The sequence below is a fragment of the Kitasatospora sp. NPDC051705 genome (assembly GCF_044453265.1).
In the GTDB taxonomy this organism is placed as follows: domain Bacteria; phylum Actinomycetota; class Actinomycetes; order Streptomycetales; family Streptomycetaceae; genus Kitasatospora.
In genome coordinates this window covers 1-21,564 of the sequence record NZ_JBITCO010000020.1, presented here as the reverse complement: position 1 = coordinate 21,564, position 21,564 = coordinate 1, and the positions used below count along the sequence as shown (strand labels likewise).

The window sequence follows — 21,564 nt, the reverse complement described above, 5'->3', positions numbered from 1 at the left end:
GGTTCGGTGGTCACGACATTCCCTTCAGGAGTTCGGCGGCCGCCGCCGCGCAGTTGCGGTTCCGGCTGACCCCGGCGCGGCCGTGGACGGTGAACCACGGAGTGGGCAGCGGGCAGGGGCATTCCTGCGGGGCGTGCAGCGAGGCGAGGTCCCCCATGACGACGCTCTGCGCCGGCACCGAGGTGATGTAGGGGGAGACCAGGTGGAGGAAGCCGCGCTCCCCGTACGGCAGCGGCTCCAAGGTGCGGGTGTCGCGCACGGCGGCCCGCGACCAGACCGGGACGTGCAGGCGGTGGTGGCCGCACTCGACGTACGGCACGCAGTGCTCGACCGAGCCGAAGGTGTCGCGGATCCGCTCCGGGGGGACGCCCAGCTGCGCGGTGACGTCCGCGTAGAACTCCTCCTTGCCGATCTGCCGGTCGGTGTGCCCCTTCCACCCGCCGCCGAGCAGCACCAGCGAGCCGGCCGGCAGCTGGACCGGCGGCAGGCCGAGGGCGCGCATCCGCTCCAGGGTGAAGTGCAGGAACGCGGGGAAGCCCAGGATCCGCACCGGCAGGCCGTCCCCGGCGTACCGCCGCAGCGCCTCGATGCAGCCGTGGACGTCGAACTCGTGGCCGCTCCCGGTGTGCCGCAGCGCGTGCGTGGTGTGGTTGGCCGGGGCGAAGTCGCACAGGTAGTTGTCGGTGAACGAGGTGCCGAGCTTCAGCTGCGGCGCCGGCTCGTAGCTGTACAGCAGGTAGTTGACGGGCTGGTCGGGGGTGATCCAGCCGTAGTGGTCGAAGATCCGGGCCACCATGCGCTGCGCGGAGCGGATCGTCCAGGTGTCGAAGAACATCTGGGACTTCTGGCCCGTGGTGCCGGAGGAGGTGAGGTGGAGGTGCACCTCCTCCCGGGGGATGGAGAGCACCTCGTGCCGCTTGAAGAAGTTGGCGTGCACCAGGGGCGTGCGGACGCCGGTGCCGACGCTCGGCGCCGGGGTCTCGGCGGGGCCGTCCAGCAGCGAGCGGAGGAAGGGGGAGCGCTGTGCGTGCCACGCGTTGGCCTCGGCCATCGCGGCGGCGAACAGGGCGTCCGGCTCCGGCCCGGCCGCGTAGGGGGAGGCCAGGTCGCACAGCTGCTGGACGTGCGGGAGCGCGGCGGGGTCGGGGACGCCGACCGGCGCGAGATGGGGGTTCACGGGACGGACGGTCACGGGGCAACCTCGGAAAGGGGTAGGTAGGTCGAGGTCCAGGCGGTCAGGTAGGCCAGCAGGTAGGGCTGGAGCGGCTCGCTGACGGCCGTGGTCCTGAAGTCGATCTGACGGCTGGTGCGGGACAGCACCACGTAGTCGTGGAACCGGTCGCCGATCCGGCGCATCGCCGGGTAGACGGCGCTGGGGACGAACCCGGCCGCCAGGAAGGCGTCGAGCCCGGCCGTGTCGGCCAGCGGCAGCAGGGTCTCGACGTAGTCGGCGCCGGCGCGGGTGACGGCCGCCATCAGCGGTTCGAGCGCTCCGGCGACGGCCGCCGGGGACGGGTGCACCGCGACCAGCGAGCAGCTCGCCGCGGACCGGTCCAGATCGGCGTACGCCTCGAACGCGCCGTCCGGCGGGGTGAGCACGGTGTTCGGGAGGTGCAGCGGGAAGAACCGCTCGCCCGGGTCGGGGAAGTGCTCCAGGAACCGGCGGCGGACGAAGCCAGGCGCGTTGATGAGCTCCATCGGCGCGGTCACCGGCGCGCTCCGCGCGACGGGCCGGGCGGGCCCCTCGGCGGCGCGCGGCCGGCCGTACCCGACGCCGGTGCTGCGCCGGGCCGCCTCCAGGAGGGGGAGCAGCGCTCCGGGCACCTGGTCGACGCCCTGGCGCCGGGTCAGGACGCCGTCGGCGTGGCGGGCGAACAGTGCGAGGCTCTCGCACCCGGCCACCTCGACGGCGTTCGGCAGCAACCCGAGGGCCTGGAACCCGTTGCGGGCGAAGACCTGCTGCGGACCGGGAGTGACCACCCGGACGGTCGCGTAGACCGAGTCCACGGTGCCGGCGGCGAAGGCGTCGGCGCAGACCGCCGCGGTCAGGCGGCCGGCCAGTCCGCCGCCCCGCTGTTCGGGGTGGACCGCCAGGCCCACCAGCTTGCCGATCCGGCCGCCGGGGTCGGTCTGCACCGCCACCGAACCGGCCAACTGGTCGGCGCCGTCGTGCCGGGCGGTCAGCCAGTGGGTGTGCGGGTCGTCGATCCGGCGGCGCATCTCCTCGGGATCGCTGCCGAGCGCGACCGGGTAGCCGTGGCCGTAGACGTCGAAGTAGAGCTGGCGCAGCTGTGCGACGTCCTGCGGGGCGGCGGGCGCGATGGTCATCGTCACGGTCATCGCCCGCCCCCGATCGGCTCCGCGGACACCGCGGTGGCAGCGGCCGTGACCGTGGTTGTGGCCGCGTCGGCGTCTGCGTCGGCGTCCGTGGCCGGTGTGTGCCGGCGGCCGGTCCACCACAGCGCGGCCGCGACGGGCAGCACGCCGACGGCCTGGACCAGGCACAGCGTCCGCGCCGGGAGGTGGTCGCCGAGCAGGCCGAAGACCAGGGACGACACCGGGAAGGTCGCCCCCAGCAGCGCCTGCATCACGGCGAAGAAGCCGGGCCGGTCCTCGGCCGGGACCATCCGCTGGAACAGCGCCACGAACCGCACGCCGATCACGCCCACGCACCAGCCGGCGAGCGCCATCGACCCCACGGCCGTGGCCTGGCCGGCCCGGTCGCCGACCAGACCGGGCAGCCCGAGGGCGGCGGCCATCAGGGCCAGGCACCCGGCGCCGACCGCGGTCGGCGCGCCCGGGAGGCGGCCTCCGGTGAACGAGCCCACCAGCGTGCCGGCGCCGAGCGCCGCCTCCAGGGCGGCGACGGTCGACCCGTCGGCGTGCAGCACCGTGCGGGTGTACAGCGGCATCACCACGAACACCGCGGTGGTGAAGACGTTCGCCGCGGTGAAGCAGAGCAGCACGCGCCGGATGAACGGCAGTTCGGCCAGGATCCGGCGCAGCGGCCGCCCGGCGGCGGGCGCCGCGTCGGCGGTCGGTGCGTCGGCGGTGGCCGCCGCTGCGGGGGTGGCCGGGAACCGGGTCACGCCGATCACGGCGGCCGCCAGCAGGTAGGCGCCCGCGCACCCGGCGACGACGCCCGCCAGGCCGGTGGCGTCGACCACCAGCGGGCCCAGCAGACCCCCGGCGAGCCCGGCCAGCGACTGGGTGGCGAGCTCGAAACCGGTCGCGGCCTCGATGTCGGCGTCCTCGACGAGTTCGGGGACGGCGGTGGTGAGGCAGGGGTCGAAGACCGCCTGGCAGCCGGCCAGGACCAGCGCGGCGCCGTAGGTGACGAGCGCCGGCGGCGTCGTGGCGGACGTCCAGGCGGCCGTGCCGAGGGCGACCAGACCGGCGACGGCGGCCGAGACGCCCAGGACGGCGCGGTGCGGGCGGCGGGCGATGAGCCCGGCCACCAGCGGCGCCAGGACGACCGCGGGCAGGGTGCTGACGGCGAGGAAGGCGCCGGAGGCGAGGCCGCGGTCGGAGCCGGCGGCGTGGGCGATCAGCCACCACACCGCGCCGACCTGGAACATCCGGCCGGCGGCCTGGGTGAGCACCTGCGCGGCCCAGACGGCGCCGAACCGCCGGTTGCGCAGGACGAGCGGGGTGCGCCGGGCGGGTGCGCCGGCCGCCCCGGTGGCGGTCACGCGTTCGGCCGTTCGTCGAGGACGCGGATCAGCTTGCCGGTCCGCGCGTTGACGGCGAGCTCGGCCCGGCGCACCCACTGGACGGAGAGCGGGTGCACGTGACCGGCGGCGACGGCCTCCGGGTACAGCGGCCGTGCCGCGTGGAGCCCGGAGGTCACGGCGTCGGCCAGCTCGGCGAGCCCGTCGGGGTTCCCGTCGTGGGCCAGGCGCAGCAGCAGCCCGTCGCGGGCCTCCCAGCGGCGCACCACCAGCTGGACGCCGTTCACCCGCTCGGCCGGGTCGGCCGCGCGGACGAGGTCGAGCACGTCCTGGGTGTACAGCGAGACCGGGCCCACCCGGACGCCCTCCTGGGCGCGGCCGAGGATGCGGAACCGTCCGGCGGCGGCGTCGGTCCACTCCGCGCGGTCCCCGACGGGGTAGCGCAGTACGGGCATCAGCCGTCGCCGCAGGTCGGTCACCACGACCCGGCCGGGCACCCCGGCGGCGGTGATCGGTTCGCCGGTGTGGTCGTCGAGGATCTCCACCACCGTCTCCGGGGCGAAGACCCGGTGCACCCGGGTGTCCGGGCCCGGCACGGGCCGGCCGAGCAGCCCGGCGTCGACGGCGGCGTAGCCGATCGAGGAGACCCTCGCGTTGGGGAACACGGCGCGCAGCAGGGGCAGTTGGTCCTGGTAGAGGCCTTCGCCGCCGAACAGCAGCAGCTCCACGCGGGGGAGCGCGCGGCCGGAGGCCAGCAGGTGGTCGGCGAGCGCGCAGAGCGTGGTCGGGGTGCCGGCCACGACCTCGACCTCGAACTGCTCCAGGGTCTGCGCGGTGGACTCCAGCGGTGCGGCCCCGCCGATCGGCAGCCGGACGTTGGAGACGGGCGAGCGGTGCAGCGAGTCGAGGATGAAGGTGTAGCTGGCGTAGAGGTCGCCCGCGTAGAAGAGGTCGGCGACCCGGTGGCCCGGGCGCAGTCCGGCGTCGACCAGTCCGGCGCCGAAGGAGGTGGTGAACTCCCGCCACTCCTCCCGGCTGTAGAAGGAGAACTTCGGCGAGCCGGTGGTACCGCCGCTCTTGAAGACGACGGCTTCTTCCAGCGGCCCGGTCAGCAGCCGGTTGTGGCGGGGCGTGTTGGCCTGCCAGTACTCGGCCTGCGGGACGACCGGGAGGTCGGTGAGGGCCGTGGTGCGGTCGGGCAGGCCGGCGTACAGGTCGGCGTAGAAGGGCGAATTGCGGCGTGCGAAGCGTATGAGCTCCGCCAGGGGTTGAACGGGCATCAGTTCCTGCTTTTAGGCATGCGAGGGCCGGGCGAGGCCGAGTGGTGCACGGCTGCGCCCGATGGGTCGGAGGCGATGGTCGGGCCCGCGGTCGGCGGAATTCGATTCCGCCGGGACCGGGCGGGCCACGGGGGGCGGGAAACGGGCCGGGCGTGCGTACCGGTGGTCCGGTGGGCGCGTGGACGGTCCGTCAGCTGATGCGAAATCGGGAGTGTTGGGGCCTCTCGCTCGCAGAAACCAAGGCTAGCATCCGAATGTTCCTTGGATTGCAGCATGATCCTGCATCAGAACGGTGCGGATACGACCTGAGCTCCCGTCAGCAGGGGGTTTCCGGCGAAAGGGTCGCGAAAGCTCGGCGAAAGGGTGAGCTGGATCTCACGGCCGCGCCGGCTCGGCGGGGAATCCGCAGGCGGGAGGCGGATTCCCCATTTCTGTAGTTGAATTAACGACATTTCATGTGGCGCCGCCTGATTGCGGCGCGGATGCCGGAATTGCCACCCGCCGTTCAGGGGGTGTCCGCCTCCGCCGTTCGGCGGGCGGTGGGCAGTGGGCGGCTGGCGGCGACGGCTGGCGGCGACGGCGCACCGGGCGACACGGCGCCCCGGGGCGCCGTGCCGGGTGTGCCCTACGCCCGCTCGTGCCGGACGGCCGCGGTGTCGTCCGCGCGCAGCGGGTGCCGGTCCCGGTCGGACAGCGCGCGGTCCACCAGGGCCCCGGCGACGCCGGTGTAGCCGGCCGGGTCGAGCAGGCCCGCCAGCTCGGCGGTCGTCAGCACGCCCGCCAGTTGCGGGAGCCCGGCCAGCACCTCGGTCAGCGGGCGGGCGCTCTCGGCGGCCCGGAGCGAGGCCAGGGTCAGCAGGTCCTTGGCCGCGGCCTTCCCGAGCAGGGGGGCCAGCACGGCCGAGACCCGCTCGGAGACGATCTGGCCCCCCGTGACCCCGAGGTTGGTCCGCATCCGCTCCGGGTCGACGGTGAGGCCCCGGGCCAGTTCGGCGGCGGTGTGCGCGGCCCCGCCGACCAGCCGGAGGCACTCGCGCAGCGGCTGCCACTCGGCGTGCCAGACGCCCGCCGAGCGCTCGTCCTCGGTCGCCAGGCACTGGACCAGGACCGACGCCAGCGCGGGGACCTGCAGCGCGGCCGAGCGGATCAGCGTCGCGAGCACCGGGTTGCGCTTGTGCGGCATCGCCGAGGACACGCCCCGGCCGGCGGCGGTGGGTTCGGCGGCCTCGCCGACCTCGGTGCGGGCCAGCACCAGCACGTCCGCCGCGATCTTGCCCAGGGCGCCGGCGGTGTGGGCGAGCGCCGCGCCCAGGTCGGCGATCGGCGTGCGCAGCGCGTGCCAGGGCAGCACCGGCACGGCCAGACCGGTCTCCTCGGCGAAGGCGGTGACCAGGCCGTCGAGGACGGCGGCCGGGTCGGCCCCCTCGCCGGCGTACTGGAGGTAGCCCGCCAGGGTGCCGGCCGCGCCGCCGAGGGCGACCGGGAGCCCGCCCCCGGCGACCCGGTCCAGGCGCTCGGCCGCCTCCAGGGCCAGCTGCCGCCAGCCGGCCGCCTTCAGGCCGAAGGTGGTGGGCACGGCGTGCAGGGCGAGCGTCCGGCCGGCCATCGCGGTGTCCCGGTGCCCGGCCGCCAGATCGCCGAAGGCCTCGGCGACGGCCCGCAGGTCGGCCGTGATCAGGGCCAGGGCCCGGGCCGCGACCAGCATCGCGCCGGTGTCGAAGACGTCCTGGCTGGTCGAGCCGCGGTGGACGTACTCGGCGGCCCCGGGCGACTCGGCGGCGACCCGGGCGGTCAGTGCCCCGACCAGGCCGACCACCGGGTTGGCGGTCTCGCGCGCGGCCAGGGCGAGGGCGCGCACGTCCAGGTGCTCGGCCCGCGCCGCCCGGGTGATCGCCGCGGCCGCCGCGGCGGGCACGGTGCCGCAGCGGGCCTGGGCGCGGACCAGCGCGGCCTCGGCGTCGAGCATCGCCTGCAGCCAGGCGGTGTCGCCGACCGCGGCCTCGACGGGGGACCCGACCCGGACGGGGGAGAGCAGGCCGGCGTCGAGGTGGGCGTCGGTGCGGTGGTCCGTCATGCCCCGGCCCGCGCCTTCTCGTCGGCCGCCCGGAACTCCCCGTCCGACAGGGGGGCCGGGAGCTCGGGCAGGGCCAGCAGGGCGGCGGCGATCGCGTCGGAGTCCTCCAGGGTGACCGAGCCGACGCCGGGGCGGATCCCCGCGGCGGTGACCCAGTGCACGGACTCGGTGGGCACGCCGTAGGCGAAGCGCCGCGGGTGCGGCACGCCCTGGGCGTCCAGCACCCGGTAGGGCCGCCCGGAGACCGCGAGGCCGCCGGTCTCGTAGTCCTCGCCGACGCTCGCGGGGATGCGGTACGGGCGGCACCGGCCGGTGCGCAGCAGGTGGAGCATCAGCGGGTCCTCGGTGCGGCGCAGGTCGATCTCGGGCAGCCGGCCCTCGATCAGCACGGTGGCGCGGACCGCCAGGTCGGCGAGGTCGCCGGTGGCGGTGAAGGCGGGGCCCCGGGGGTCGTCGGCGTCGGTGCCGACGCGGATCCCGGGGCCGGTCAGCTCCAGGACGCCCGCGTCGATCAGCGCGGCCATCTCCTCGATCCGGGCGGCGGGCGGGCCGATCGACAGGAAGGCGTTGAGCGGGGTGTACCACCGGTCGAGCTCGTCGCGGTGGGAGTCGGCGTCCAGCCCGGCGTGGTCGACGGCGAGGCGCAGCTCGTTGCGCAGGTCGCGCAGCACGTCCAGGGCCGCGGTGAACGGGCCGCTGACGTTGCCCTGCAGGGCGAGGCGGACGTCCTCGTCGAGGTGGTTCCGCAGCCAGGCGCGGAAGTCGGCGGTGTCCGCGAAGACGCGCTCGCCCCAGGGGCGGGAGATCCGTTCCCAGTCCCAGCGCTCCCCGGCGGCTATCCGGTACTCGGCGAGCAGCCCGTCCTCGGCCTCGCCGGGCTCGGCCGCCAGGTAGCGGTCGGCGAACTCGGCGGCGAGCGCCGGGGTGCCGCGGGCGGCGAGCAGCGCCCGGTAGTAGACGGTCTGCACCTCCTTGGCGACCAGCGGCCACAGCTCGGTGCCGAACCGGATCCGCCGGCCGCCCGCGCGCAGCCGCGCGACGTGCTCGGCCGTCAGCAGGCGGGGGAGGTGGCGGCCGTGGGCGCCCTTCTCGTTGCGGCCGCGCGCGTGGTACGGCACGCCGCGGCGCGAGCCCGCGTACAGGTGCGGTTCGCGGCCGGACGGGCGGTAGACCAGCCGGCCGTCGACGCGCTCGAAGACCCCGCCGCGGGCGTGCGAGAACAGCGCCATGTAGTCGAAGAAGTTGAGGCCGAGACCGCGGATCAGGACGGCCTCGCCCGGGGCGACGGAGGAGAGGTCCACGTCGGCCGGATTGGCCGGGGGGACGTAGGCCAGGCCGTGGCGCTCGGCGAATCCGGCCAGCTCGCGCTCGGCGGCGGAGAGGACCGCGGGGACGTGCCCCTGGGCCAGCACCACCGCCGAGAGCCCGGCCAGCCGGGTGCCGTCCGCCAGCACCAGGGTCTGGCTTGCGCCGTCGTACCCGGGGTCGGCGTCCTCCAGGGCGACGGCCCGTTCGGCGTGCACCCGGACCGAGACGTGCGCCGGCGCGGTCGCGGTGACCTGCCGGAACACCCAGGTCAGGTAGTGGCCGTAGAGGGCGCGGGTCGGGTAGGTGTCCGGGCCGAGGTCGCGGGCCTCGGCGAGGGTCTCGTCGTCGTAGACCGCCCCGGAACCGGGGGTGAGCGCGCTCGGGCCGAGCGCCTTCGCCCACTGGTACAGGCTCGGGCCCTCCTCCAGCGGCCCCTCGATGCTGAGGCTCGCGTCGGTGTAGACGGTGACCTGCGAGGCGACGGTGTTCATCAGCAGCTGCCGGGACTGCGTGGGCCGCCAGACCCGGCCGGAGCCCGCCGGGTCCGGGTCCACGACGTGCACCGTGATCCGCCCCCAGCGGGGGCGCCTCCGCTCGTGCGCACAGATCCGTTCGAGGACGGACAGGCCGCGCGGACCGGCGCCGACCAGGCACAGTTCCAAACGTCCGCTGCTCACTACGCCAACTCCGTTCAGCAGATGGGCAAGGGGGATCCCGGTGCGGTCGGCCCGGGCGGCCGGGCGGAACGGAGCGTCCGCCGTCCCCGCAGCGCCTCCTTCCATCCGCAACCGTCGGCCGTGGCGGTCGACCCGGGCTCGGATCGGGCTGGAGCGCCGCCCGGTTCGCCGCGGCGGCGGTGACGGTGCCCGGGCTCGGGGCGTGGAACGGCCACGGCCCCACCGCGTGCGCGGTGGGGCCGTGGCCTCGGTGTCCTCTTCCCGCGGCTCCGGGGCCGCGGGCCTGCCTCAGGGGAGGTGGATCAGGAAGTCCCACACCTGCTGCTGGTCGTGGGCGTCCAGCGGCCGCAGGGCGATCCGCTGCGGGGCGATGTCCAGGACGCTGAGGTCGAGGGTCAGCTCCACCCCGCCGACCGGGCCGCCGGGGACCACCACGTGGTAGCGGGAGTCGTCCGGGTGCGACACCGGGCGGAGCCGCCACTCCCGGGGCTCGTAGGAACCGACGACCTCGGCGTTCTCCCGGGGATCGCCGTCGTAGCCGGCGAAGGTGCGGTGTCGCTCGTTGCGGAGCAGGACGTTGCCGTTGTCGAGCTCCTCCACCTCCCACGACTGGGCCTCCAGTTCGCCTTCGGTGCCCGGGAGGAGGACCACGTGCTCCTTGGGCCCGAGCAGACTGAGCAGCCGCTCGTCGGACTTGCTGATGCCGTAGATCAGGCTCGGTACGCGTGCCACCGGTCGGGCTCCCTCGCTCGCGCGGCACCGGGTGGCGCCGCTGGTCGACGAACGGGTCGATTCAACCGGCCGGGGGTCGGTCGTGCACGGATCAACACGGGTGTCCCGCGAACCCGGCTGCTGCACGCCTCCCTGTCCGGCCGCCCGCCCACCTGGGCCGGACCGGCGCCGTGGAGTGGGAAGTCGGCCGGGCCGACTTCCCGCTCCACGCCTGCTCGCCGCCGCGGGCTACCCGGCCGCCGTCGGCTGGCGCAGCGGGGCGGCCGGGGCCTGCGGGGCGCGCTCGTCGAGCGCCCGCAGGATCGCCTCGACGCTCTGCTTGGCGTCCCCGAACAGCATGCTGCTGTTCTCGCGGAAGAACAGCGGGTTCTGCACGCCCGCGTAGCCGGAGGCCATCGAGCGCTTGAACACGACCACCTGCTCCGCCTCCCACACCCGCAGCACCGGCATGCCGGCGATCGGGCTGGCCGGGTCGTCCATGGCGGCGGGGTTGACGGTGTCGTTGGCGCCGATGACCAGGACGACCGAGGTCACGGCGAAGTCGTCGTTGATCTCGTCCATCTCCAGGACGACGTCGTACGGCACCTTCGCCTCGGCCAGCAGGACGTTCATGTGGCCGGGAAGGCGCCCGGCCACGGGGTGCACGCCGAACCGGACCTCGACGCCGCGCTCGCGCAGCCGGCGGGTCAGCTCGGCGACCGGGTGCTGGGCCTGGGCCACGGCCATCCCGTAGCCGGGGGTGATGATCACGGAGCCGGCCCGGGCGAGCTGTTCGGCGGTCTCGTCCGCGGTGATCTCGCGGTGCTCCCCGTCCTCCTCGGCGCCGCCCGTCGGGGCCTCGATGCCGAACCCGCCGGCGATGACCGAGAGGAACGAGCGGTTCATCGCCCGGCACATGATGTACGACAGGTAGGCGCCGGAGGACCCGACCAGCGCCCCGGTGACGATGAGCAGGTTGTTGTCGAGCAGGAACCCGGCGGCGGCCGCGGCCCAGCCCGAGTAGCTGTTGAGCATCGAGACGACGACTGGCATGTCGCCGCCGCCGATCGAGGCGACCAGGTGCCAGCCCAGGGCGAGCGCGAGCACGGTGACCGCGATCATCGGGCCGGGGTCCGGGCTGACGGTGAACCAGACCGTCAGCCCGGCGAAGGCGGCCAGCGCGCCCAGGTTGAGGAGGTTCTTGCCGGGCAGCGTCAGCGGTCGCGAGGCGATCCGGGCGGACAGCTTCAGGAAGGCCACCAGCGAGCCGGTGAAGGTGACCGCGCCGATGAAGACGCCGATGAAGACCTCGGCGTGGTGGATGCCCAGCAGCTCGCCGGGGACCCGGGTCTGGGCCGACCCGTGCGCCTCGACCTCCAGGTAGCCGTTCCAGCCGACCAGGACGGCGGCGAGCCCGACGAAGCTGTGCAGCACGGCGATGAGTTCGGGCATCTGCGTCATCTCGACCCGGCGCGCCCGCCACAGGCCCGCCGCGCCGCCGAGCGCCATCGCGAGGACGATCAGCGCGATGGCGCCGGCGCTGATGCTCCGGGCCGCCACCACCACGGTCGCGACCAGGGCGAGGGCCATGCCGGCGATGCCGTAGACGACGCCGGCGCGGGAGGTCCGGTGCTGGGACAGTCCGGCCAGGCTGAGGATGAATAGCAGGGCGGCGACGAGGTCCGCGGCGTGCGAGGCCGTCGTGGCGGTCATCGGGCTCGCCTTTCGGGTGAGGTGGACCGGGCGCCGGCCGGCCCGGGGGAGGCCTGCGCTGGGGAGGCCGGCCCGGGGGAGGCGGAGAACATCGACAGCATGCGGCGGGTGACGGCGAAGCCGCCGAACACGTTGACGCTGGTCAGCAGCACCGCCACGAACGACAGCGCGGTCACGACCCGGCTCTCGTGCCCGATCTGCCACAGGGCGCCGATCACCACGATCCCCGAGATCGCGTTCGTCACCGACATCAGTGGGGTGTGCAGGGCGTGGTGGACCTTGCCGATCACGTAGTACCCGATGACCACCGCCAGCGCGAACACCGTGAGGTTCTCGGCCAGCCGGGCCGGCGCGGCGGCGATCGCGAGGAAGGCCGCCAGCATGCCCAGGCCGATCAGGCCGAACCGCACGGCCGGGGTGAGCCGGGGCCGCCCGGCCTGCGGCGCGGCGGGTGCGGTCGCGGCGGCCGGTGCGGCGGCGGGGGCGGCCGACACGGCCACCGGCGGCGGTGGCCAGGTGATCTCGCCCGCCCGGACCACCGTCACGGCCCGCTGGACGGCGTCGTCGAGGTCGAGGACCAGCAGCCCGTCCTTCCCCGGGGTCAGCAGCTTGAGCAGGTTCACCAGGTTGGTGCCGAACAACTGCGAGGCCTGGGCGGGCAGTCGGGCGGCCAGGTCGGTGTAGCCGATGATGGTGACGCCGTTGTCGGTGACGATCGTGCGGCCCGCCACGGTGCCCTCGACGTTGCCGCCCTGCGCGGCGGCCATGTCGACGATGACGCTGCCCGGCCGCATCGCCGCGACGTCCGCCGCGGTGATCAGCCGCGGGGCGGGGCGGCCCGGGATCAGCGCGGTCGTGATGACGATGTCCACGTCCCCGGCCTGCTCGTGGTAGAGCGCGGCGGCGGCGCGGTCGTAGTCGGCGGAGGTCGCCTTGGCGTAGCCGTCGGTGCTCGCCTCCTGGGCGACGTCCACGGCGAGGTACTCGCCGCCCAGCGACCTGACCTGGTCCGCGACTTCGGGCCGCGGATCGGTCGCGCGGACGATCGCGCCCAGGCTGGACGCGGCCCCGATGGCGGCGAGCCCGGCCACGCCGGCGCCCGCCACCAGGACCTTCGCCGGTGGCACCTTGCCCGCGGCGGTGACCTGGCCGGTGAAGAACCGCCCGAACACGTGGGCCGCCTCGATCACCGCCCGGTACCCGGCGATGTTCGCCATCGAGCTGAGCACGTCCATCGACTGCGCCCGGGAGATCCGGGGTACGGCGTCCAGCGCGAGCGCCGTCACCCGGCGCGCGGACAGCGCCTTGAGCAGCTCCGGGCTCTGCGCCGGTGCGATCAGGCCGACGAGGACGGCGTCCTCGGCCAGCCGGCCGATCTCGTCGGAGGAGGGGGCGTTGACCTTCAGCACCACCTCCGCCGCCCAGGCGTCGCCGATGCCCGCGCCGGCTTCGCGGTAGGCCGCGTCGGTGAAGCCGGAGGCGCTGCCGGCCCCCGATTCGACGACGACCCGGTAACCGAGTCCGAGCAGGGTGCGCACCGTCGCGGGGGTCGCCGCGACGCGGGTCTCCCCGTGGGCCGACTCGGCGACCACGCCGATGCGCTGGGGTGGGTGGTGGTGCGGGACCTGTGCAGCCATTGTCCGGTGTCTCTCCTTCATCGGAGGGCAACGCTGACGGGGCGTCTGCGATCGGGGCGGATACCCCGCCCGTCGGTCGCTGGAACGTACACCTACCCAGCCTGCGCGCCGAGGCGTCGAAGCAGTGACGAGCCTCACGGCCCCGTCCGCGCCTGCCTCGTGCGCCCCCGCACCGCGGGCCCGGGTTGCTCCATCAGGGGGGCGCGGCGCCGCCGGACCACGCCCCCGGAAGGGACGGCCGCCCCTTCCCGCCGGGGATCCGCCGCGCGGTCCGGCCGGCCCCGGACCGCCCACCGGACCGGCCGTCGTGTCGGCCCCGCGCCGGGTGCCCGCCGCCGGTAACGTCCCTGCCCGGGGCCCCCTTTGAACCGGAAGGCGACGACGTGTCGGACTCGGCGAAGCAGTACATCTTCGGGATGCTGGACGCGGACGGCGACGGGGTGATCTCCCACGGCGAGTACCTCGCGCGGGTCGACCGCGCGGCCGCGGCCACCGGACGGGACCCGCAGCACCCCCTGGTCGCCGCGGCCCGGGAAGCCCACCAGGAGGTGTTCCGGCAGATGGACGCCGACGCCGACGGGCGCGTCACCTTCGAGGAGTACCGGTCCTGGGCGGGCCACGAGGCGTTCGAGCGGTCCTGCCGCCCCGCGCTCGGCTCCCTGTTCGACCTCGCCGACGCGGACGGCGACGGCCGGCTGACCCGGCAGGAGTTCACCCGGCTGAGGGCGGCGACCGGCAACACCGAGGACGGTGCCGCCGCGGCCTTCGACGCCCTCGACGAGGACGGCGACGGCGCCGTGGACCGGGCCTCCTACCTGGCGGCGATCCACGACTTCCTCACCACCGGCGCCTCCCCGATGGCCGACGCCTACGGCGGCGCCCGCCCGGGGGCGCCGCAGCTGCCCGTCCGCTGACCGGCCGGCCGGGGTACGGCCCCGGCGTCGTGCGCGGAGCCGCGTCCGGCGGCCCGGACGGCCCGTCGCCGCCCCTACGGCGCCCGCTCGGCCGCCCGACCGGCCGCCCGGCCGGTCGCCGTAGGGTGGTGGGCCTCGGCGACGGAGGGGTTGGCGTGGTGGGGACGATCATCGGGACCGCGGGCGGGTGGGCGCCGCTGGCCGCACTGCGCGCGCGGCTGCTGGCGGAGATCAACGCGACGGTGCACGGGCAGGACCTGCACCTGGAACGGTACGACCGGCCGGCCGGGGACCCGGGCCTCTTCGGGCCGGCGAGCGTCGTGTGGCGGGTGCACGGGCACCCGGCCGGGATGCTGGTGGGCGGGTTCGCCGCGCTGCTGCTGCAGTCCCTGCACCCGCTGGCGATGGCCGCCGTCGACGCGCACTCCGACTTCCGGGTCGATCCGACCGGGCGGCTCCACCGGACGGCCCGCTTCGTCACCACCACCACGCTGGGCTCGACGGCGGCGGCCGAGGCGGCGATCGCGGCGGTGCGGCGGATCCACCCGCGGATCCGCGGGACGGCGGCGGACGGCCGCGCCTACCGCGCCGACGATCCGGAGCTGCTGACCTGGGTGCACACCGCCGAGGTGCTCTGCTTCCTGGCCGGGCACCAGGCCTTCGCCGCCACCGCGTTGTCCGCGGCCGAGTGCGACGGCTACCTCGCCGAGGCGTCCCTGGTGGCCGAGCGGCTGGGCGCCACCGCGATACCCCGCTCCCGGTCCGAGGCGACGGCCTACCTGGCCCGGATCCGGCCGGAGTTGACGGTCACCCCGGCCGCCCTGGAGGTGCTCCGGCTGCTGCGCGGGTTCGGCCGCAGCCGCCGCGAGCGCGCCGCCGTCCGGCTGCTGACGAACGCCTCGATCGGGCTGCTGCCCGGCTGGGCGAGGGACGAACTCGGCGTGCGGCGGCCCCGGTTGGTCCGCTCCGGGTGGGACCGTCCGCTGGCGCGGACCGGCGGGCGGGTGATGGTCTGGGCCTGCGGGCCCTCGCAGATCCGGGCCGCCGCGCACGCGCGCGCCACCGCGCGGCCGGAGGGCGCCCCCCGCGGCGCCGTACCACCGGCGGCCGCACCCGCCGCACCCGCCGCACCCGCCGCACCCGCCGTCGTGCCGCCCGCGGACCGGCCGGCCGCGGGCGGGTCCGTGGTGGGCTGAGCCGCCGGGCCGCCGGAATTCCGATTTTCTGACGCACGGTCAATTCCGGAAATGCCCGGTGGGGAATTCTGCGCCCGGATGATCATTCCGCCGGGATGGTCGCCGTACGCAAGCGCGGCGTCACCGGAATCGCGGAAATAACGATTGGATCCGGGGGGTGTCCGGAATTCCGGACGGGGCCTAGGCTGCGGCGCGTGTCGATCCTTCGAAGATTTCGCGCTTCCGGTCCGCGTCTGCGTCCGGAACTCGACGACGTCAAACTGGGCCGCGTGCGGCGGCAGCTGAAATCCTCCGGCATGCCCGGCCAGGACGCCATTCAGGTCGACCAGGTCGAGCGGCTCCTCCAGGAGACCGGTAAGGACTGGGACCGCCGGACGCACCGCATGGTCGTGCTGGCCGAGGTCGCCGCGCCGTCCGCGCTGGCCCGGACCTGGCGACTGCGGCGCCCGGCCGGCGCCGACCCGCTGGTCTTCGAGGCGTGGGTCGAGCTGGTCCGCGGCCGGCACGCGGGCCGGATGGAGGACGCCAGGGCCGCCGCCGAGAACTGCTACCGCGCCTCCGACCTCGCGCCGGACGACCCGACCCCGTGGGTCGTGCTGCTCGGCATCCTGCGCCTGATGCGCGCCGACTCGCGCGAGCTGTTCGCCGTCTGGCACGAGGTGACCACCCGCGACAGCTGGAACCGCGAGGCGCACCTGGAGATGCTGCGGTACCTCTCGCCGGAGGAGTGCGGGTCGCGCAGCAGCCAGATGGACTTCGTGGAGTCCGTCCGGGCCGCGGTGCCGGCGAACGCGCCGGCCGTCGGCGTGGAGCTCACCGCGGTCGTCGACGAGCACACCCGCACCACCGCCAAGGGCGGCGTGGAGGCGCTGCTCGCCCGCCGACAGTGGACCGGGGTGCGCGCCGCCCGGGTGCTCGACGGCGCCCTGGCGACCTGGACCCGCCCCGGATACCTGCAGCACGCGGCCGCGCAGGCCGACCTGAACCTGCTCGCGTTCGCCCTGGTGCAGGCCGGCCGGGGGCGCGAGTGCACGGGCGCGTTCCAGTTGCTCGGCGACACGGTGACCGACTGGCCGTGGGTGCTGGACGGTGACCCGCTGGAGCAGTTCCGGTACTGGCAGGCCAAGTCGCTGGCCTGACACCGGCCGATCGGCCCGGTGCCGTCCGCCCCGGTGCCGTCCGCCCCGGCGCGCCCCGGCCGGCGACCGTGCCGCCCGGACGACGACGGCGTCGCCTCGCCCGACCGCTGTTACCGGCCAGTAATTTGGCTGATCGACAACTCCTCTGAGCAATCGTCAGATCGCTAGGCTCCCGGCAGCCCAGTGGTTCGGACGAGCACAGACGGAGCAACGATGGAACGATCCCACCCAGGCCGCGCACGCCGGACCGTGAGCGCCGTCCTCACGGCGGCGCTCGCCCTCGGCGGGGCCGCCGTCGCCGGGCCCGCCGGTGCGGCCGCTCCGCCGGCCACCACCCCGGCCGCGTCCGGGGCCCCGTCCCCGGCCGTGTCGGGCGTCGACTCCTTCCGGCTCGCCGACATCCCGGCGCGGGACGGCGTCGTCCTCAAGGCGGACGTGTTCACCCCGGCCCCCGGCGGCGCGGGCACCGACGCCCGGGGCCGCCACCCGCTGGTGGTGCAGCCGGCCAGCTGGGGGCAGCACGACCTGGAGTACGTCGCGCAGGGCCGGGCGCTCGCCGCCCGGGGGTACGTCGTCGTCACCTACACGGTGCGGGGCTTCTGGGGCTCCGGCGGCCAGGTCGACGTCGCCGGGCCCGAGGACGTCGCCGACGTCTCCACGGTGATCGACTGGGCGCTCGCGCACACCCCGGCCGACCGCGAGCGGGTCGGCATGGTCGGCCTCTCGCTCGGCGGCGGCCTTACCCTGCTCGGCGCCGCCTTCGACCCGCGGATCAAGGCCGTCGCCTCGCTGAGCGGCTGGGCCGACCTGACCGACTCGCTGTACAGCGGGCGGACCCGCCACCTCCAGGCCGCCGCCGTGCTCGCCGGAATCCAGGCCCCGACCGGCCGGCCGGGCCCCGGGTTCACCCGGGTCCTGGACGACCTCTTCGCCGACCGGGACCTACCCGACGTGGTCCGCTGGGCGGACACCCGGTCCCCGGCCCGCTACCTGGACCGGATCAACGCGAACGGCACCGCCGTCCTGCTGGCCAACGCCTGGGGCGACAGCTTCTTCAACCCCGGCCAGATCACCGACTTCTACCAGGGGCTGACCGGGCCCAAGCGACTCGAACTGCGCCCCGGGGACCACGCGAGCCAGGAGTTCACCGGTCTGCTCGGACTGGACAACGCCACCTGGGACAGCGCCCGTGCCTGGCTCGACCAGTACGTCATGGGCGCACCGGCCGCCCCCGACCGGTCCGGCCGGGTCGAGCTGGAGGTCCGGCCCACCGGCGCGCACGAGACCCACCCCGACTGGCGGTCCGTCAGCTCCCGCACCGACCGGCTCCCGCTCGGCGCAGACTCCCTCGGCGCCGACACCCCCGGCGGCCCGGCCGACGCCCCCGAGTGGCGGACGACCGTGCTCGGCGACACCGCGTCCGGCGCCGGCGGCGGCGTCGCCCTGCTGTCCGGGCTGCTCGACCAGCGGGTGCACCAGCCGCCGACGGTGCTCCTCCCGCTGCTCGACCGCTCCGCCGCCGTCGTCCGGCAGTCCCCGCCCTACCCGCAGGGCCTGGAGGTGCGCGGCGCCGCCCGGGTGCACACCACCGTCACCGCCTCCAGCCCGCGGGGGACGGTCGTCGCCTACCTCTACGACGTGGGCGCGCTCGGCGTCGGCCGGCTGATCTCGCACGCGCCGCAGAGCTGGTCCGGCCGGGTGCCCGGGCAGCCGTTCCCCCTGGACGTCACGCTCTTCCCGACGGCCTACGACCTGCCGGCGGGCCACCGGCTCGCCGTGGTGCTGGGCACCCGGGACGCCCTGTACGGGGGCGACACCCCGCCGGGCGGCACGGTGACCTTCGGGTCCACGGCCGCCGACCCGTCCGCACTGCTGCTCCCGCTGCGCTGACCGCGGGAGCGGTCCCCGGCCGCGCCTCCGCGCCTCCGCGCCTCCGGACGGGACGGCCCGGCGACGCGGCCGGTCAGTGCTCAGGGGCGAGGTAGCGGCGCCCCGCTATCTGTTCGAAGATCAGGTTGGTCCTGGTCTGGGCGACGGCCGGGTGGGTGGTCAGGTTGTCCACGACGAAGTCGCGCAGGGACTCCGGGCCGGCGACACCGACGTGCAGCAGGTAGTCGTCGGAGCCGGCCATGTGGAACACCGCCAGCACCCCGGGCAGGTCGGGCGCGGTGCTGCGGAAGCTCTCGTTCTGCTCGCGGGTGTGGGCCCGCAGCCGCACCGAGATCATCGCCTGCAGGGGCAGCCCGATCGCCGCGGGGTCGACGTCGGCCCGGAACCCGCGGATGATGCCGCGCTCCTGGAGGGTGCGGACCCTGGCCAGACAGGTGGACGGGGCGATGCCCACCGCCTCGGCGAGCGCGTTGTTCGGCATCCGGGCGTTGTCGGCGAGCGTGCGGATGATCGCCCGGTCCACGTCGTCGACCGGGCCCCTGCGGCCCTGCGGATTATTCGGCATGGCGCCCAGGATCCCAGGTGATTCCGCCGATCCGCAAACCACGACGGCCGTCCACCGAATCTTCTTCGGGAGATCTTCCGCACCGGGCCGGAAAGTTCCATCCTGGCCGCGAGCGGCGAACGCCCCTCCGCCGTTCCCCGCGCCGTGGACCGGCCGGCCAGCGATCCTGGAGTGCCCTGCCCATGAGCCCGACCGCCACCTTCGCCGCCGCGCCCGCCGTCGACCCGGGCCCGGAGCTGGACGGACGCGAGTTCGTGCTCCCCACCGGCGGTCTGGACGACGACCAGCGCCTGCGGGCCCTCGACACGGTCGACGAGTACCTGTCGCGCAAGCGCGAGCACCTGGTCGGCTACCAGGCCACCCAGGACATGCAGGGCTGCGCCCTGGACCTGGCCCGGTTCATGCCGAACAACATCAACAACCTCGGGGACCCGTTCCAGAGCGGCGGCTACAAGCCGAACACCAAGGTCCTGGAGCGCGCGGTCCTCGACTACTACGCGGCCCTGTGGAACGCCGAGCGGCCGCACGACCCGGCCGACCCCGAGTCCTACTGGGGCTACATGCTCTCCATGGGCTCCACCGAGGGCAACATGTACGCCCTCTGGAACGCCCGCGACTACCTCAGCGGCAAGGCCCTGATCCAGCCGCCGACCGCACCGTTCGACGCGCTGCGCTACGTGCAGGCCGCGCCGGACCGGCACAACCCCAACGCCCACCGCCCGGTCGCGTTCTACTCTGAGGACACCCACTACTCCTTCGCCAAGGCCGTCCGGGTGCTCGGCGTCGAGACCTTCCACGCCGTCGGCCTGGAGAAGTACGCGGACGAGTGCCCGCTGGTCGACCCCGCCACCGGCCGCCGCGAGTGGCCCACCGAGGTGCCCTCCGCCCCCGGCCCCTCGGGCGGCTCCTGGGACGGCCCCGGCGAGATCGACGTCGACGCCCTCGCGGTGCTCGTCGAGTTCTTCGCCGCCAAGGGCCACCCGGTCTTCGTCAACCTCAACCTCGGCAGCACCTTCAAGGGCGCGCACGACGACGTCAAGGCGGTCTGCGAGCGCCTGCTGCCGATCTTCGAGCGGCACGGCCTGGTCCGCCGCGAGGTGGTCTACGGCACCGACCCGCGCACCGGCGAGCCGCTCGTCGACCTCCGCCGGGGCTTCTGGATCCACGTCGACGGCGCCCTCGGCGCCGGCTACGCGCCCTTCATGCGGATGGCCGCCGAGGACCCGGCGTACGGCTGGACCCCCGAGACGCGGCTGCCGCAGTTCGACTTCGGCCTCCGGCTGCCGACCGCCGGGCACGGCGAGGTGGACATGGTCTCCTCGATAGCCATGAGCGGCCACAAGTGGCCGGGCGCGCCCTGGCCGTGCGGCATCTACATGACGAAGGTGAAGTACCAGATCTCGCCCCCGTCCCAGCCCGACTACATCGGCGCGCCGGACACCACCTTCGCCGGCTCCCGCAACGGCTTCTCCCCGCTGGTCCTCTGGGACCACCTGTCCCGGCACTCCTACCAGGACCAGGTCGACCGGATCCGCCGCGCCCAGGAGCTCGCCGACTACCTGGAGCGCCGCCTGGTCGCCATGGAGTCCGAGCTCGGCGTCGAGCTCTGGCCGGCCCGCACCCCGGGCGCCGTCACGGTGCGGTTCCGCAAGCCCAGTGCGGAGCTGGTCGCGAAGTGGTCGCTGTCCTCCCAGGACGTGCTGATGGTCCCGGGTGACGAGTCCACCCGCCGCAGCTACGTGCACGTCTTCGTGATGCCGTCGGTCGACCGGGCGAAGCTCGACGCCCTGCTGGCCGAACTCGCCGAGGACCCGGCCATCCTGGGGCTGCCCACCCGTCAGGTCTGACGGCTCGGGGGCGCGGTGCCCGGCGGCTCACGGGCCGTCGGCCGCCGCACCCGCTCAGATGCGTTCGGCCGACCAGTGGGGATCGCGGCCGGTGAGGGCCAGCAGCTCCTCCTGGGCGTCCGCCCCCGGCGGGGCGACCCGCGGAGGATCGAACATCCCGGTGCCGGCCAGGTTGCGGTAGCCCTGGAACTCCGCCAGCGCGTACGGCGCGGCGCCGCGCGGCATCCGCCCGCTCTCACCCAGCGCCCGCGCCAGGTCCCAGGCGTGCACGACGGTCTCCGCGGTCAGCTCCCGGGCGTACCCGCCGGCGTCGCGCACCCCGTACGGCAGGTGCACCAGCAGGTCCGGGGCGCCCGGCCGGTACAGCGCACGCATCGCGCTGCTCACCGCCATCTCCCACACACCGGCCGCGTTGAGCCCGAGCACGTCGCCCTCGAAGCGGTGGCCGATCTCCTTGGGGGTGTAACCGGCCACGGCCTGGCAGACCCACAGGTGCTGCGCGGCGAGGTGGTTGACGAGCCCGCGTACGTCCCAGTCCTGGCAGGGCGTGGGCGCCGTCCATCGATCGTCGGGAACCGCTCGTACCAGCCTGGCCACCTCGGCCCCCGCCGCGGCGTACTGCGAGCGGACCTCGGCGTGGAACCCGGATGGGTGTGGACATTCCATCGCCGGGCCTCCTTTTCCTGCCCTGATCACTCCCAGTAAACAACTACCGGGCGTGACTCGCCAGGCCTGCGGGCCCCAGTTCGTCCGACGACGCCCGCCCCCGGACGCGTGGTCACCCAGAGTGCCCGGCCGCCCCCGAACCGCCATTTGTCCTGGGCGCCGGGGAGGAGTAGTGTTACCAAGTCGCTCGGCAGGGAGCACCGGACACGCATCGGCGCGGACGGTCCCGGGGCGGCCAATCCTTCGAAACACCACTTCCCGGCTCGGGCTGGGTCG

At 75.0% G+C, this 21,564-nt stretch carries 16 protein-coding genes; 5 read left to right on the top strand and 11 right to left on the bottom strand.

Features of this window, described 5'->3' with window-relative positions; genetic code table 11:
- Nucleotides 1-10: 10 nt before the first annotated feature.
- The 9 genes from ACIA8Q_RS23545 to ACIA8Q_RS23505 all read right to left on the bottom strand — a co-directional run bounded on the left by ACIA8Q_RS23545 (nt 11) and on the right by ACIA8Q_RS23505 (nt 13,071).
- Nucleotides 11-1,177, bottom strand: coding sequence for an acyl-protein synthase (locus tag ACIA8Q_RS23545; RefSeq protein ID WP_360222232.1), 1,167 nt, complete (start codon nt 1,175-1,177; stop codon nt 11-13).
- An 11-nt stretch (nt 1,178-1,188) separates the two neighbouring features.
- Complete coding sequence (locus ACIA8Q_RS23540) at nt 1,189-2,340, bottom strand: GNAT family N-acetyltransferase (RefSeq protein WP_360222235.1); 1,152 nt, start codon at nt 2,338-2,340, stop codon at nt 1,189-1,191.
- Nucleotides 2,337-3,692 carry an MFS transporter gene (locus tag ACIA8Q_RS23535; protein WP_396317628.1) on the bottom strand — a complete coding sequence of 452 codons (1,356 nt, stop codon included), beginning with the start codon at nt 3,690-3,692 and terminating at the stop codon, nt 2,337-2,339. Before ACIA8Q_RS23535 ends, ACIA8Q_RS23540 begins: the two co-directional genes overlap by 4 nt.
- Complete coding sequence (locus ACIA8Q_RS23530) at nt 3,689-4,951, bottom strand: phenylacetate--CoA ligase family protein (protein ID WP_360222241.1); 1,263 nt, start codon at nt 4,949-4,951, stop codon at nt 3,689-3,691. Before ACIA8Q_RS23530 ends, ACIA8Q_RS23535 begins: the two co-directional genes overlap by 4 nt.
- Nucleotides 4,952-5,576: 625 nt before the next feature.
- On the bottom strand, nt 5,577-7,025 hold the full coding sequence (locus tag ACIA8Q_RS23525) for an adenylosuccinate lyase family protein (RefSeq protein ID WP_360222244.1): 1,449 nt from the start codon (nt 7,023-7,025) through the stop codon (nt 5,577-5,579).
- Nucleotides 7,022-9,010: an FAD/NAD(P)-binding protein gene (locus ACIA8Q_RS23520; RefSeq protein WP_387906965.1), complete on the bottom strand. Its 1,989-nt coding sequence runs from the start codon at nt 9,008-9,010 to the stop codon at nt 7,022-7,024. The genes ACIA8Q_RS23525 and ACIA8Q_RS23520 overlap by 4 nt, the downstream gene beginning before the upstream one ends.
- A gap of 288 nt (nt 9,011-9,298) precedes the next feature.
- Complete coding sequence (locus tag ACIA8Q_RS23515; protein WP_396317627.1) at nt 9,299-9,742, bottom strand: hypothetical protein; 444 nt, start codon at nt 9,740-9,742, stop codon at nt 9,299-9,301.
- Nucleotides 9,743-9,970: 228 nt separating this feature from the next.
- The gene (pntB, locus tag ACIA8Q_RS23510) at nt 9,971-11,434 is read right to left on the bottom strand and encodes a Re/Si-specific NAD(P)(+) transhydrogenase subunit beta (RefSeq protein ID WP_387906970.1); all 1,464 of its coding nucleotides are present in this window, start codon (nt 11,432-11,434) and stop codon (nt 9,971-9,973) included.
- Nucleotides 11,431-13,071: a Re/Si-specific NAD(P)(+) transhydrogenase subunit alpha gene (locus tag ACIA8Q_RS23505; protein WP_360222256.1), complete on the bottom strand. Its 1,641-nt coding sequence runs from the start codon at nt 13,069-13,071 to the stop codon at nt 11,431-11,433. Before ACIA8Q_RS23505 ends, pntB begins: the two co-directional genes overlap by 4 nt.
- A 383-nt stretch (nt 13,072-13,454) precedes the next feature.
- On the opposite strand from ACIA8Q_RS23505, the gene ACIA8Q_RS23500 reads away from it, so the two are divergent.
- From ACIA8Q_RS23500 to ACIA8Q_RS23485, 4 genes are all read left to right on the top strand, one after another.
- A complete protein-coding gene (locus ACIA8Q_RS23500; RefSeq protein ID WP_360222259.1) occupies nt 13,455-13,985 on the top strand; it encodes an EF-hand domain-containing protein in 531 nt (176 codons plus the stop codon).
- Nucleotides 13,986-14,140: 155 nt separating this feature from the next.
- Nucleotides 14,141-15,181: an oxygenase MpaB family protein gene (locus ACIA8Q_RS23495; RefSeq protein WP_396317626.1), complete on the top strand. Its 1,041-nt coding sequence runs from the start codon at nt 14,141-14,143 to the stop codon at nt 15,179-15,181.
- A gap of 269 nt (nt 15,182-15,450) precedes the next feature.
- Nucleotides 15,451-16,320 carry a hypothetical protein gene (locus ACIA8Q_RS23490; protein WP_387906978.1) on the top strand — a complete coding sequence of 290 codons (870 nt, stop codon included), beginning with the start codon at nt 15,451-15,453 and terminating at the stop codon, nt 16,318-16,320.
- A 213-nt stretch (nt 16,321-16,533) separates the two neighbouring features.
- Nucleotides 16,534-18,210 carry a CocE/NonD family hydrolase gene (locus ACIA8Q_RS23485; RefSeq protein ID WP_396317625.1) on the top strand — a complete coding sequence of 559 codons (1,677 nt, stop codon included), beginning with the start codon at nt 16,534-16,536 and terminating at the stop codon, nt 18,208-18,210.
- Between the two features lie 73 nt (nt 18,211-18,283).
- Here the strand turns inward: ACIA8Q_RS23485 and ACIA8Q_RS23480 are convergent, their stop codons facing one another.
- Nucleotides 18,284-18,775, bottom strand: a complete 492-nt coding sequence (locus ACIA8Q_RS23480) for an Lrp/AsnC family transcriptional regulator (protein WP_360223335.1) — start codon at nt 18,773-18,775, stop codon at nt 18,284-18,286.
- Nucleotides 18,776-18,957: 182 nt separating this feature from the next.
- Between ACIA8Q_RS23480 and ACIA8Q_RS23475 the strand changes: the two genes are divergently transcribed.
- Entirely contained in the window at nt 18,958-20,622 is a 1,665-nt protein-coding gene (locus ACIA8Q_RS23475; protein WP_387906983.1) for a histidine decarboxylase, read from the top strand.
- Nucleotides 20,623-20,676: 54 nt separating this feature from the next.
- On the opposite strand, the gene ACIA8Q_RS23470 is transcribed toward ACIA8Q_RS23475, so the two are convergent.
- A complete protein-coding gene (locus ACIA8Q_RS23470) occupies nt 20,677-21,288 on the bottom strand; it encodes a TIGR03086 family metal-binding protein (protein ID WP_396317624.1) in 612 nt (203 codons plus the stop codon).
- Between the last annotated feature and the right edge of the window lie 276 nt (nt 21,289-21,564).

Bases quoted from the DNA above. Each gene is read 5' to 3' on its own strand.
- ACIA8Q_RS23540 (WP_360222235.1), bottom strand. From the start codon at position 2,340: ATGACCGTGACGATGACCATCGCGCCCGCCGCCCCGCAGGACGTCGCA.
- ACIA8Q_RS23530 (WP_360222241.1), bottom strand. From the start codon at position 4,951: ATGCCCGTTCAACCCCTGGCGGAGCTCATACGCTTCGCACGCCGCAAT.
- ACIA8Q_RS23525 (WP_360222244.1), bottom strand. From the start codon at position 7,025: ATGACGGACCACCGCACCGACGCCCACCTCGACGCCGGCCTGCTCTCC.
- pntB (WP_387906970.1), bottom strand. From the start codon at position 11,434: ATGACCGCCACGACGGCCTCGCACGCCGCGGACCTCGTCGCCGCCCTG.
- ACIA8Q_RS23505 (WP_360222256.1), bottom strand. From the start codon at position 13,071: ATGGCTGCACAGGTCCCGCACCACCACCCACCCCAGCGCATCGGCGTG.
- ACIA8Q_RS23485 (WP_396317625.1), top strand. From the start codon at position 16,534: ATGGAACGATCCCACCCAGGCCGCGCACGCCGGACCGTGAGCGCCGTC.
- ACIA8Q_RS23480 (WP_360223335.1), bottom strand. From the start codon at position 18,775: ATGCCGAATAATCCGCAGGGCCGCAGGGGCCCGGTCGACGACGTGGAC.
- ACIA8Q_RS23475 (WP_387906983.1), top strand. From the start codon at position 18,958: ATGAGCCCGACCGCCACCTTCGCCGCCGCGCCCGCCGTCGACCCGGGC.
- ACIA8Q_RS23470 (WP_396317624.1), bottom strand. From the start codon at position 21,288: ATGGAATGTCCACACCCATCCGGGTTCCACGCCGAGGTCCGCTCGCAG.